We start from the raw sequence: 11,263 nt of genomic DNA on the forward strand, positions 1-11,263 counted from the left end.
AATTCCGCAAACCCGATCTGAAGGCGCTGGATCTCGCCGCGCTCTGGCGCGGCCTCATCCGCCCCGAGGCCGGGATTGCCGACCGCGTCGTGCCCCCCACCGGCTTCACCGCGCAGCTCACGCTGTTTTCGGCGGGGGCGATGGCCTTTCTCGCGGTCTTCGCGCTGGCTTTGGCGCTGGCGACCGGACGGCTGGCCGAGCGCTGGTCAGAATCTTTGGCGCAGACCGTGACCATCCGCGTCTCGGCTCCGGCCAATGAGATCGACCATCAAAGCGCCGCCGTGCTCGAGGTGCTGAAATCCACGCCGGGCGTCGTGAAATCCGAGGTGGTTTCCGACGAAGAGGTCGAAAAGCTGCTCGAGCCTTGGTTCGGCCCCGATGTGCCGGTTGATGCCCTGCCGGTGCCGCGTCTGATCGAGGTCACGCAAAACAGCCATTTCGATTCGGCGGCGCTCCAGCTTCGGCTTGAGGCCGAGGCGCCGGGCGCGATTGTCGATGACCATACCCGCTGGCGCCAGCCTCTGGTCACGGCGGCGAACCGGCTGAAGGTGCTTGGGATCTTCTCGCTTCTGCTGATCGCGGCGACGGCGGGCGCGATGATCACGCTGGCGGCCAAAGCGGCGCTCGCTGCGAATGGGCAGGTGATCCGCGTGCTGCGCCTGATCGGGGCGCGCGACATCACCATCGCCACCGCCTTCGTGCGCCGCTTCACGCGCCGCGCGGCGATTGGCGCGGCGGGCGGCACCGCGCTTGGCATGGCCGCGATCTTCATGCTGCCCAATATGGATGCGGCGGGCGGCTTTCTGACCGGGCTTGGCTTTCACGGCTGGGGCTGGATCCTGCCGCTCTTCATCCCGGCGATCTGGGCGCTGATCGGCTTTCTCTCGACCCGGTGGGCGGCGCTGAAGATGCTGCGCGAGGTGCGCTGATGGCATCGCGCTATCACCCGCGCCCGGCGGGCGTGCTGGGCCTGCCGCGACTGGTGATCTTCTATCTCTGGATCGCGCTGGTCACGCTGGTGATGGGCATCTTCTGGCTGCCGGTGGTGCAGTTCACCCGCATGGGCGCGCATCGTTTGGGCGTTGCCTGGTCGGGACAGCTGCTGCTTGCGGCGCGCATCGCGCTTGGGGTCAAGGTCGAGATCCGGGGCACGCCGCCGAAGGAAGCCTGCATCATTGCGGCCAAGCACCAGAGTTTCCTCGATATTCTGACCATCGCCCATGCCGTGCCGCAATGCGCCTTCATCATGAAGCGCGAGCTCTTGCGCGTGCCGATCATGGGTTATTATGCGCGCAAGGCAGGCTGCATTCCGATCGACCGCGCCAAGGGATCCGAGGCGATGAAGCAGATCGCGGCCGAGATCGCGATTGCGCAGGCGCGCCCCGAGGGGTTGGGCCAGCTCATCATCTATCCCGAGGGAACGCGCACCGCGCCCGGGACGAAAAGCAAATACAAGCACGGCGTCGCCTCGATCCGCGCGGCAACCGGGCTGCCGGTGATCCCGGTTGCAGTGAATTGCGGGCTGTTCTGGCCGAAGAAGGGCTATCCGATGCGCCCGGGCACGGCGATTGTCGAATTCCTTCCGGTGATTGCGCCGCCCGCCGGGGCGTCCTTGGGCGCGAACCCCGAGACCGAGCAATCGGCGCGCGATCACGTCACCTTCATGCGCGAGCTTTACGCCACGATCGAAGGCGCGAGCGATGCGCTGCTGGCCGAGGCGGGCGGTCTTCCGGCACGCTGAGCCGGGTCAAACCACGCGTCTTTTGCGCCAAAGACCTGCGTTGCGCCATATCTCTGCCACGGGGATGTGGTAGAAGATAATTCCACGGGCTTTGCCAGATAATGCACCGCTGCCCCTTGATCGGGCAGGGGGCAGGGCATAGCTCGCGTGGCTCTGCGCAAGCGAAGGATCGACCCATGCCCCCTGAAAACCAGTCTCCGATTATCGAGGTCGACCACCTGACCAAGCGCTATGACAGCGGCACTCATGCGCTCAATGATGTCAGTCTGAACATCCGAGAAGGCGAGATTCTGGCGCTGCTCGGTCCCAATGGCGCAGGCAAGACGACGCTGATCTCGACGATCTGCGGCCTTGTCGTGCCGACCTCGGGCACCGTTCGCGTCGGCGGCCATGACATCCGCACCAACTGGCGCGCCGCGCGCCGCCTGATCGGTCTGGTGCCTCAGGAAATCGTGCTCGAACCCTTCGAGAAGGTCATTGATTGCGTGCGCTTCACGCGGGGGCTTTACGGCGAAAAGCCTGATGACGCCTATATCGAGGAAATTCTGCGCAGCCTCGCGCTTTGGGAAAAACGCGACGCCCGCACCCGCGAGCTGTCGGGAGGGATGAAGCGGCGCGTGCTGATCGCGAAAGCCTTGTCCCATCGCCCCAAAGTGCTTTTCCTTGACGAGCCGACCGCGGGCGTCGATGTCGCCCTGCGCCGCGAGATGTGGACGGTGGTCGATGGTCTGCGCAAGCGCGGCGTCACCATCATCCTGACCACCCATTACCTTGAAGAAGCCGAAGAGATGGCCGACCGCATCGGCGTCATCAATCGCGGCAAGCTGATTTTGGTGAAGCCCAAGGACGAGCTGATGGGCGAGTTCGGCAAGAAGCATCTGACCATCGAGCTGACCGAGCCGCTTGCCGCTTTGCCCGAGGGGCTGCCGCCCCATGTCGTGCTGGCGCCGGACGGGCTGTCGCTTGGCTATGATTATGATACCCGCGCCGAGCGCTCGGGGATTGCCCGGCTTTTGGCGGCCTTGGCCGCAGAAGACATCTCGGTGCGCGATGTCGCCACCAAACAGAGCTCGCTCGAAGAGGTCTTCATGTCACTTCTGGAGAATGCAGAATGAACTGGTCCGCCGTTCGCGCGATCTATGTGCACGAAATGATGCGGTTCTTCCGCACGATCTGGCAATCCATCGCCTCGCCGGTCCTCTCGACCGTGCTTTACTTCGTGGTCTTCGGCGCCGCCATTGGCGGGCGCATCCAGACGATCGAGGGCGTCGCCTACGGCGCTTTCATCGTGCCTGGCCTGATGATGCTGACCCTGCTGCAGCAATCGGTGTCGAATGCGAGTTTCGGGATCTATTTCCCGAAATTCTCGGGCACGATCTATGAATATCTGGTCGCGCCTGCGGGCTGGATCGAGGTCACGGCGGGCTTTGTCGGCGCGGCTGCCTCGAAGGCGATGCTGATCGCGGTCATCATCTTGCTGACGAGCTTCTGGTTCAACGGCGTCCACATCGCCCATCCGTTCTGGATGCTGGCCTTCCTGATCCTCACTGCCGTCAGCTTCTCGCTTCTGGGCTTCATCATCGGGCTCTGGGCCAAGAATTTCGAACAGCTCCAGATCGTGCCGATGATGGTGATCACGCCGCTGACCTTCCTGGGCGGGGCCTTCTATTCGGCCTCGATGCTGCCGCCCTTCTGGGAGGCGGTCGCGAAGCTCAACCCGGTGCTCTATCTCGTGTCGGGCTTCCGCTGGTCCTTCTTCGGGCTGGCTGATGTGCCGGTCGGAACCTCGCTGATTGCGGTCACGATCATGCTGGTGGTCTGCCTTGCGGCAATCCGCTGGATCTTCGCGACCGGCTGGCGTCTGCGCGAGTAACCACCCTTAGCGTGGGCAGAGCCTCGTCTGAGGGTCTGCCGCGACATATTCCTTGGCGGAGATCTTCTGGATCTGCAGCGAATGCTTCCAATCGGCATTCCAGCGCTCCAGCACGCCATTGCGGTAATAGCTCCCCATGATGTCATCGACGCCCGGCGGAATGATCGTCGTGTTCGGGATGCGTGGTGCGTGGAAACCCACGGTCGCGTCGGGGGCGAGGCAGGCATTGGGCATGGTGATGAAGAGCGTGCAAGCCGAGCCGCAATAACCCCGGACCTCGACCGGCACGCCCGATTGCTCGAGCTGGCGGCGGCGCTGAATGGTCTGGACGACATTGCCGCCACGGTTGTTCAAGATCACCACCGGCTCGCCCGAGGCCCCGGGCTGAAGCGGCGGCTGGCCGACCAGATCATTGGCCGGGGAGTTCTTGAGGGACTCGATGGTGCTGACGCAGCCAGCCAGCGTCAGAACGGCGGCAAGGCCGAGAAGGTGAAGGGAAGGCATTCAGGTCATCGTGTCCTCAGAGGGTCTTGGCCTCTAGAATGCCGCGCCCCTCGCAGGTTGAAAAGCCACGATGGCGTGCGTGACGCTGTGCTTTACGTCAAGTGATCTTGCGCTTCGGCCCTCCGGCGCTATATGCGCGGACATGAGCGCCAATCCCTCGAATCTGAACCCGCCGAATCTCCGCCCCGATCTCGCGAAAGCCGCCGTCCCAGACGAGCGTCGCGCGGGCCAGCCGACGATTGGCATGGTCTCGCTCGGCTGCCCCAAGGCGCTGGTCGACAGCGAGCGCATCCTGACGCGTCTGCGCGCCGAAGGCTATGCGATCAGTCCGGATTATACCGGCGCCGATGCGGTCATCGTGAACACCTGCGGCTTCCTTGACAGCGCCAAGGCCGAAAGCCTCGAGGCGATTGGCGAGGCTCTGGCCGAGAACGGCAAGGTCATCGTCACCGGCTGTCTGGGCGCCGAGCCCGAATTCATCACCGGCGCGCATCCCTCGGTTCTGGCGGTCACCGGGCCCCAGCAATACGAGCAGGTTCTGGACGCCGTTCACGGCGCCGTGCCGCCGTCGCCCGATCCGTTCATCGACTTGCTGCCCGCCTCGGGCGTCAAGCTGACGCCGCGCCATTACAGCTATCTGAAGATTTCGGAAGGCTGCAATCACGCGTGCAAGTTCTGCATCATCCCCGATATGCGCGGCAAGCTGGTCAGCCGCCCGGCCCATGCGGTCGTGCGCGAGGCCGAAAAGCTGGTCGCCGCTGGGGTCAAGGAACTGCTGGTCATCAGCCAGGATACCTCGGCTTACGGGCTCGACCGCAAATATGCCGAAGAGCGCGGCCACCGTGCCCATATCACCGATCTCGCCCGCGATCTCGGCTCGCTCGGCGCTTGGGTGCGGCTGCATTACGTTTATCCCTATCCGCATGTGCGCGATCTGATCCCGCTGATGGCGGATGGGCTGATCCTGCCTTACCTCGACATTCCCTTCCAGCACGCGCACCGCGATGTGTTGAAGCGGATGGCGCGGCCTGCGGCTTCGGCGAAAACCTTGGACGAAATCGCCGCTTGGCGCGATGTTTGCCCGGACATCACGCTGCGCTCGACCTTCATCGTCGGCTACCCCGGCGAGACCGAGGCCGAGTTCCAATATCTGCTCGATTGGCTGGACGAGGCACAGCTCGATCGCGTCGGCTGCTTCCAATATGAAAACGTCAAAGGCGCGCGCGCGAACTTGCTGCCCGATCACGTCCCGGACGAGGTCAAACAGGAACGTTTCGAGCGGTTCATGGAAAAGGCTCAGGCGATTTCCGAGGCGAAGCTTGCCGCCAAGGTCGGCTCGCGCATCGAGGTGATCGTGGACAGCGTGGACGAAGAGGGTGCAACCTGCCGCACCAAGGCTGATGCGCCCGAAATCGACGGCAACCTCTTTATCGATGAGGGTTTCGAGCAGCTTTCGCCCGGCGATATCGTCTCGGTGACGGTGGACGAGGCTGGGGAATACGATCTCTGGGGCACGCTTTAAGCGCGCCGTCCCCAAGCGGACAGATCCGCACTGCCAGATCACAAAGGCGAGCCCGAGGGCTCGCCTTTCGCATGTTTCGCCTGCAAAGATCGCGGCTTTACTCGCAGGTCGAGAGGATCTTCATCACCTCTTCGGTCTGTTTGCGGAAGCGGTCCATGACCTGTTTGCGGTTCGCGGTCAGCATGGCGCGGCTGCTGTCGAGGCCAGATTTGATCTCAAGCCGCCGGTTGAAGACGCCCTCGATTTCGCGGTTATAGGCCGAGGTGGCCTTCACCACCCCCGCGACGCCGCTTGCCGCATTCAGCTTGATCTTGTCGGCACCCGGGCTGGCCGCCATCGTATCGGCGGTGCGCTGGACCATGCCCGCAAGCCCCTCGATCCCTGCCTCGGTCGTGCGTGCCGTGGCCGAGGGGGTGCCCTGCGCGGCAATGATATTGTCGAGATTGCTCCATCCGGTCAAAGCGAGATCGGCGGTGCCCTTGGCATAGGCCCCGCCCGCGCCGCTGGTCTTGGTATGGGTCACCGCGCGGCTGGCGGCGGTGCGCAGGGCATCCTTGACCGAGCCGCCGTTTTGCAAAACGCTGGCCGCCGCCAGATAGGTGTCGCTCGCGGTCTGGGTGCCATCGGCGATGGTGCGGCCGAGCTCTGCCTGAGGCTGGCCGGTCGCGCTCATCAGGCTGGCCGCCATGTCGAGGCTGGCGAGCGCGGTCTTGTGGATGAAATCGACCGCCAGCCACCAGCGGCCCTCGCGGTCGAGGCTGTCGAGCTCCATCATGCTCTTGCGATATTCGGTTTCCGCAGCGGCGCTCAGGCGGCGGATGTTGTCGAGCCGGGTGCGCGCATCCGTGCACATCTGCGGCGGGACGATGCGATGCTGACGCTCGGCCTCGCTCAGATTGATCGGCCGTTTGGTGGTCATGGCGGCGGCGGGCTGAGCGGTCGTGCCGCGGGTTGGCGCTGAACTCGACATCAACAACTCCCTGAGAGCGGTCCTTCACAAAGGCCGCTGGATTTTAGGACTGAATGCAGACAAATTAGTCGTTACTTTCAGGCCTGTCCACGGTCTCGATCACGAGCCATAGGTATTTGATGGAACGGGCTCTTTTCCACAGCCGGGCTCTGGCCTAGACAGGGACAAACCACCCAGCCGGGGACATGCGATGAAATGGGATGCCGAGGGCAAGCCGAAGAAGCCGACCATCATCGGCATCGGGGCGCAAAAAGCCGGGACGACCTGGCTCAGCCAGATGCTCGGGCAGCATCCGGGGGTCTGGGCGCCGCCGCTCAAGGAAATCCAGTATTTCAACTATCTGCATAATCCCGAGCACCGCGACTGGCTGCCCTGGCATTTCCGGCGCGGCAAAGCCAATATCGAGAAACGCTATGCGACCCGGGGCGAAGAGATGCCGGGCGTGGTCAGCCAGTATCTTTCGCGGATCACCCGCGACCCGATGTTCACCCGCCATTGGTACAAGCAGGTCTTCGCGCCCGCGCCCGAAGGGACGCAGCCGATGGATGTCACCCCGGAATATTCGACCCTGCCGGAAGACGGGGTTGCCGAGGTTGCGAAATTCCTGCCCGAGGCGCGCTTCATCTATATCATCCGCCATCCCGTCGATCGCGCGATTTCACAGATGAAGATGAACATCACCCGGGCCGGGCGAAAGCCCGCCTCGCTTGAGGATTGGCTGCGCGAGATCGAGGATCCGGTTCTCGCCGATCGCGGGGATTACCAAAGCTATCTGCCGCGCTGGACCGCCCATTTCGGCCCTGACCGCCTGCTCGTGCTGCCCTTCGGCATGATCGAGAAAGCGCCCTTGGAGTTCATGCGCCGGATCGAGGCCTTTCTGGGCCTGCCCGAGTTCTCTTATCAAGGTCTGCGCAGCAAGGTCTTCGCCGCCAAGACCGGGCTTTCGGTCCCCGATGCCGCCCGCGCCCGGCTGCGCGCGCAGTTCGAGCCGCAGTTCGCCTTTCTTGAGGAAACCTTCGGCCAGGATTTCATGGCGCGCATCCGCTAGGGGCTCCGCCCGAGGTCACGCTTCCCCTTTGATGCGCTTTCGCCTACATAGCGGGGCAAGTTTATTCAAAGGGGAAAGATCATGGCCTCCTACCAGTTTGTTTATCACATGGACGGAGTGTCCAAGGCCTATGCCGGCGGAAAGAAGGTCTTCGAGAACATCCGGCTGAACTTCCTGCCGGGCGTGAAGATCGGTGTGGTCGGCGTCAACGGCGCCGGTAAATCGTCGCTTCTGCGCATCATGGCCGGGATCGACAAGGATTTCACCGGCGAGGCTTGGGCCGCGAAAGGTGCAACCGTCGGCTATCTGCCGCAGGAACCGGCGCTCGACCCGCAGCTCAATGTGCGCGGCAACGTCATGGAAGGCGTCAAGGCCAAGCAGGCCAAGCTCGACCGCTATAACGAGCTTGCCATGAACTACTCGGACGAGACCGCCGACGAGATGGCGAAGCTGCAAGACGAGATCGATGCCGAGAACCTCTGGGATCTTGACAGCCAGATCGACATTGCGATGGAAGCCCTGCGCTGCCCGCCCGATGATGCCGATGTCGAAAGCCTCTCGGGTGGTGAGCGCCGCCGCGTCGCTTTGTGCAAACTGCTGCTCGAACAACCCGACATGCTGCTTCTCGACGAACCGACCAACCACCTTGACGCCGAGACCATCGCCTGGCTGCAAAAGCACCTGATCGAATATCCCGGCACGATCCTGACCGTCACGCACGACCGCTATTTCCTCGACGATATCACCAGCTGGATTCTCGAGTTGGACCGTGGTCGCGGCATCCCCTACGAGGGCAATTACTCGGCATGGCTGGAGCAGAAAGCCAAGCGGCTCGCGCAGGAATCGCGTGAGGACAAGGCCAAGCAAAAGACCCTTGAGCGCGAGCTCGAGTGGATCCGCGCCGGTGCGAAAGCCCGTCAGGCCAAGCAAAAAGCCCGGATCAACGCCTATAACGAGATGGCCGGTCAGTCCGAGCGCGAAAAGCTCGCCAATGCGCAGATCATCATTCCGAACGGCGAACGCCTTGGGAATAAGGTGATCGAGGTCGAGGGTCTGAAAAAGGCCATGGGCGACAAGCTTCTGATCGAGAACCTGACCTTCAGCCTGCCGCCGGGCGGCATTGTCGGCGTCATCGGTCCGAACGGCGCCGGTAAATCGACGCTGTTCAAGATGCTGACCGGCAATGAGGCACCCGATGAGGGCACGATCTCTTATGGCGATACGGTGCAGTTTTCCTATGTCGACCAGTCGCGCGATGCGCTGGATGCGAATAAAACCGTCTGGGAGGAAATCTCCGGCGGGGCAGAGCTGATCGATCTCGGTGACGCTCAGGTCAACAGCCGCGCCTATTGCTCGTCCTTCAACTTCAAGGGCGGCGATCAGCAGAAGAAAGTCGGTCTGCTGTCGGGCGGTGAACGCAACCGCGTCCATATGGCGAAACTGCTGAAAGCCGGTGGCAACGTCCTGCTGCTCGACGAACCGACCAACGATTTGGACGTCGAAACCCTGCAGGCGCTGGAAGCCGCGCTCGAAGATTTCGCGGGCTGCGCGGTCATCATCTCGCACGACCGCTTCTTCCTCGACCGTCTCTGCACGCATATCCTGGCCTTCGAGGGCGACGCCCATGTCGAATGGTTCGAAGGCAACTTCGAGGATTACGAAGCCGACAAGATCCGCCGCCTCGGCCCGGATTCGGTCGAGCCAAAGCGGGTGAAGTATAAGAAGTTCACGCGGTAAGATTTGAAAGAAGACCAAGGGGGCGTTAGCCCCCTTTTTTATTGGGTGTTGTTTATGAAGAAAGTGATTGTTTTCGGAAATGGCTTAGGACGCGCGATCGATAATGACTTCTATTCATTGACGCGTGTGCTGCGGCAATCTTGGGCGGACGATGATGTCGTCAGTCGTGAGTATAAGCGCTTAATCTCCAACTGCTTGAACAACGGGGTTTTCGAGTGCGACGAACCGCCAGCCCCGACCAAAGAAGACGAGCTCTCAGATCTTCAGCGAGTGATAGATGCCTGCGATACGATCCTGCAGTTTGAAGCAGAGGACGGGGAGGAGGATGTTGGGTGGCTGACCGATTACGGGCGAAAATTCCCGGCCGCGATCCGACGGTATTTCCACCACGCGGCCAGTCAGTTTCACGATCCAGACCGACGCTTACCTGAGGAGTTTGCCAAGAGCCTGAGGGCTTGGGTCATCCGTGACCGTCCAACCGTCGCAACGCTCAACTATGACGACCTGCTTTACGAATGCTTCACCGAAACTCGCGTCTTCAAAGAGCATATGCTGCGCGACGGATTTCTAGGCGGCAAATTCGACATCGAGCGCCATGAGAAGCTGTATAATCCCAAGACCGAAGGATGGTTTCTTCATCTTCACGGATCGCCTCTTTTCGTTAACCGTCAAAACGCGGCTTGCAAGATTACCAGAGCGAAGCTGGCGGAGTATCGCGGCGAAAGCAGTGTCCATCTTGTGTTGACCAATGCGGATGCAAAGCCCGGCGTTATCTTCGGCTCAGAGATCCTTCGAGCATATTGGCTAAAGTTTGAAGCTTTGGTTCAGCGCGCTGAGGAAATCACCTTGTTCGGTTATGGAGGCGGTGACCTTCACTTGAATTCTCTTCTTGCTCGGACCGGGCCGCAGCAAACGATCAGAGTCATATGCCGAGCCGGCGCGCGTGACGACGAGGCCTGTCGTGCCGAATGGGTCGAACGCCTCACACCGAAGCCTGCGAAGCTCATTGATGTAATTCCCTGCGAGAACGTCCTGATGTTCAATGAATGGTAGATCCTTCGCGTGATCGGCGGCTATTTTGTGACGGGTACCTATAGGTTATCCCCATGCTCCGCCTCGCCACCCCCTCCGATCTCTCCTTCATCCGCGCCCTCTGGCGGCGGCCCGGCAATGAGATGTTTCTCGCCCCCGAGGAAGCGGGCGAGCTCGAGGAGGCGCTTGAGTACGATCATCTCGTGATCTGGGAGCGGGCGGGGGCACCTTTGGGCTTTGCGCTGCTCACGCGCTGGGTTCTGGGCAGCTATGCGGTCTCGGCCTTGGCGATCACCGCGCCGGGGCAGGGCGAGGGGACGCGGTTTCTCGCGGCGCTCCTTGATTGGCTTTTCGCCGAGCCTGAGGCCCATCGCATCGCGCTGGACACCACCGTCGACAATGGCCCGGCGCTGCGGCTTTTCGAGAAGCTCGGCTTTCAGCGCGAGGGGCTTTATCGCGAATGCTGGAAGCGTCCCGATGGGCGGCGGGTGGATTGCGTCGCTTTGGCGATCCTGCGACGGGAATGGCAGGGCCACGGCTGAGGCCGCCTAAAACACCCGACCGTGAAAACCCGGCGGGCGCTTGGCGATCCAGGCCACGAAACGCGCGATCCGGGGATCGGCCTGCAACGCGGCAATCGTGTTGTAGCGCCGCGCGAGCTCGGTTTCCGAGAAGGTCGCATGGATCGTCTTGTGGCAGATGTGGTGCAAAAGCACCGTCTCGCCGCCCTTGCCGCCGCGCAGCTTCGGGATCAGGTGATGGCGGCTTTGCGGGGTGCCTGCGGGGATCTCGCGGGCGCAGAGCGGGCAGATCGGAACCGGCCCGCTCATCGGCGC

General features: G+C 62.4%; 12 protein-coding genes. 9 read left to right on the forward strand and 3 right to left on the reverse strand.

Going from position 1 to position 11,263, the window contains the following annotated elements; all coding sequences use genetic code 11:
- Positions 1-26: 26 nt before the first annotated feature.
- The 4 genes from JCM7686_RS02395 (at position 27) to JCM7686_RS02410 (ending at position 3,614) form a co-directional block, all read left to right on the forward strand.
- Positions 27-929: a cell division protein FtsX gene (locus tag JCM7686_RS02395; RefSeq protein WP_041527524.1), complete on the forward strand. Its 903-nt coding sequence runs from the start codon at positions 27-29 to the stop codon at positions 927-929.
- The gene (locus tag JCM7686_RS02400; RefSeq protein ID WP_020949273.1) at positions 929-1,741 is read left to right on the forward strand and encodes a lysophospholipid acyltransferase family protein; all 813 of its coding nucleotides are present in this window, start codon (positions 929-931) and stop codon (positions 1,739-1,741) included. The genes JCM7686_RS02395 and JCM7686_RS02400 overlap by 1 nt, the downstream gene beginning before the upstream one ends.
- Positions 1,742-1,917: 176 nt before the next feature.
- A complete protein-coding gene (locus JCM7686_RS02405) occupies positions 1,918-2,856 on the forward strand; it encodes an ABC transporter ATP-binding protein (RefSeq protein ID WP_020949274.1) in 939 nt (312 codons plus the stop codon).
- Positions 2,853-3,614, forward strand: a complete 762-nt coding sequence (locus JCM7686_RS02410) for an ABC transporter permease (protein ID WP_020949275.1) — start codon at positions 2,853-2,855, stop codon at positions 3,612-3,614. The genes JCM7686_RS02405 and JCM7686_RS02410 overlap by 4 nt, the downstream gene beginning before the upstream one ends.
- Before the next feature lie 6 nt (positions 3,615-3,620).
- Here the strand turns inward: JCM7686_RS02410 and JCM7686_RS02415 are convergent, their stop codons facing one another.
- Positions 3,621-4,118 carry a hypothetical protein gene (locus JCM7686_RS02415; RefSeq protein WP_020949276.1) on the reverse strand — a complete coding sequence of 166 codons (498 nt, stop codon included), beginning with the start codon at positions 4,116-4,118 and terminating at the stop codon, positions 3,621-3,623.
- A 142-nt stretch (positions 4,119-4,260) separates the two neighbouring features.
- Here JCM7686_RS02415 and rimO point away from each other — a divergent pair, with 142 nt between their 5' ends.
- On the forward strand, positions 4,261-5,640 hold the full coding sequence (gene rimO, locus JCM7686_RS02420; RefSeq protein WP_041527079.1) for a 30S ribosomal protein S12 methylthiotransferase RimO: 1,380 nt from the start codon (positions 4,261-4,263) through the stop codon (positions 5,638-5,640).
- 97 nt (positions 5,641-5,737) lie between these two features.
- On the opposite strand, the gene JCM7686_RS02425 is transcribed toward rimO, so the two are convergent.
- Positions 5,738-6,610, reverse strand: a complete 873-nt coding sequence (locus JCM7686_RS02425) for a hypothetical protein (protein ID WP_020949278.1) — start codon at positions 6,608-6,610, stop codon at positions 5,738-5,740.
- Positions 6,611-6,800: 190 nt separating this feature from the next.
- Between JCM7686_RS02425 and JCM7686_RS02430 the strand changes: the two genes are divergently transcribed.
- The 4 genes from JCM7686_RS02430 to JCM7686_RS23265 all read left to right on the forward strand — a co-directional run bounded on the left by JCM7686_RS02430 (position 6,801) and on the right by JCM7686_RS23265 (position 10,969).
- On the forward strand, positions 6,801-7,658 hold the full coding sequence (locus JCM7686_RS02430) for a sulfotransferase family protein (RefSeq protein WP_020949279.1): 858 nt from the start codon (positions 6,801-6,803) through the stop codon (positions 7,656-7,658).
- An 81-nt stretch (positions 7,659-7,739) separates the two neighbouring features.
- Positions 7,740-9,395 carry an energy-dependent translational throttle protein EttA gene (ettA, locus tag JCM7686_RS02435; RefSeq protein ID WP_020949280.1) on the forward strand — a complete coding sequence of 552 codons (1,656 nt, stop codon included), beginning with the start codon at positions 7,740-7,742 and terminating at the stop codon, positions 9,393-9,395.
- 54 nt (positions 9,396-9,449) lie between these two features.
- Positions 9,450-10,448, forward strand: a complete 999-nt coding sequence (locus JCM7686_RS02440) for a DUF4917 family protein (protein ID WP_020949281.1) — start codon at positions 9,450-9,452, stop codon at positions 10,446-10,448.
- A gap of 53 nt (positions 10,449-10,501) precedes the next feature.
- On the forward strand, positions 10,502-10,969 hold the full coding sequence (locus tag JCM7686_RS23265; protein WP_020949282.1) for a GNAT family N-acetyltransferase: 468 nt from the start codon (positions 10,502-10,504) through the stop codon (positions 10,967-10,969).
- Between the two features lie 6 nt (positions 10,970-10,975).
- On the opposite strand, the gene JCM7686_RS02450 is transcribed toward JCM7686_RS23265, so the two are convergent.
- Positions 10,976-11,257 carry an HNH endonuclease family protein gene (locus tag JCM7686_RS02450; RefSeq protein ID WP_041527080.1) on the reverse strand — a complete coding sequence of 94 codons (282 nt, stop codon included), beginning with the start codon at positions 11,255-11,257 and terminating at the stop codon, positions 10,976-10,978.
- Positions 11,258-11,263: the final 6 nt, after the last annotated feature.

The organism is Paracoccus aminophilus JCM 7686, assembly GCF_000444995.1.
GTDB classification, from domain to species: Bacteria; Pseudomonadota; Alphaproteobacteria; order Rhodobacterales; family Rhodobacteraceae; genus Paracoccus; species Paracoccus aminophilus.

What these genes read in the sequence shown, in the direction of transcription:
- JCM7686_RS02400 (WP_020949273.1), top strand. Translation starts at nt 929, where the DNA reads ATGGCATCGCGCTATCACCCGCGCCCGGCGGGCGTGCTGGGCCTGCCG.
- JCM7686_RS02405 (WP_020949274.1), top strand. Translation starts at nt 1,918, where the DNA reads ATGCCCCCTGAAAACCAGTCTCCGATTATCGAGGTCGACCACCTGACC.
- JCM7686_RS02410 (WP_020949275.1), top strand. Translation starts at nt 2,853, where the DNA reads ATGAACTGGTCCGCCGTTCGCGCGATCTATGTGCACGAAATGATGCGG.
- JCM7686_RS02415 (WP_020949276.1), bottom strand. Translation starts at nt 4,118, where the DNA reads ATGCCTTCCCTTCACCTTCTCGGCCTTGCCGCCGTTCTGACGCTGGCT.
- rimO (WP_041527079.1), top strand. Translation starts at nt 4,261, where the DNA reads ATGAGCGCCAATCCCTCGAATCTGAACCCGCCGAATCTCCGCCCCGAT.
- JCM7686_RS02425 (WP_020949278.1), bottom strand. Translation starts at nt 6,610, where the DNA reads ATGTCGAGTTCAGCGCCAACCCGCGGCACGACCGCTCAGCCCGCCGCC.
- JCM7686_RS02430 (WP_020949279.1), top strand. Translation starts at nt 6,801, where the DNA reads ATGAAATGGGATGCCGAGGGCAAGCCGAAGAAGCCGACCATCATCGGC.
- ettA (WP_020949280.1), top strand. Translation starts at nt 7,740, where the DNA reads ATGGCCTCCTACCAGTTTGTTTATCACATGGACGGAGTGTCCAAGGCC.
- JCM7686_RS02440 (WP_020949281.1), top strand. Translation starts at nt 9,450, where the DNA reads ATGAAGAAAGTGATTGTTTTCGGAAATGGCTTAGGACGCGCGATCGAT.
- JCM7686_RS23265 (WP_020949282.1), top strand. Translation starts at nt 10,502, where the DNA reads ATGCTCCGCCTCGCCACCCCCTCCGATCTCTCCTTCATCCGCGCCCTC.
- JCM7686_RS02450 (WP_041527080.1), bottom strand. Translation starts at nt 11,257, where the DNA reads ATGAGCGGGCCGGTTCCGATCTGCCCGCTCTGCGCCCGCGAGATCCCC.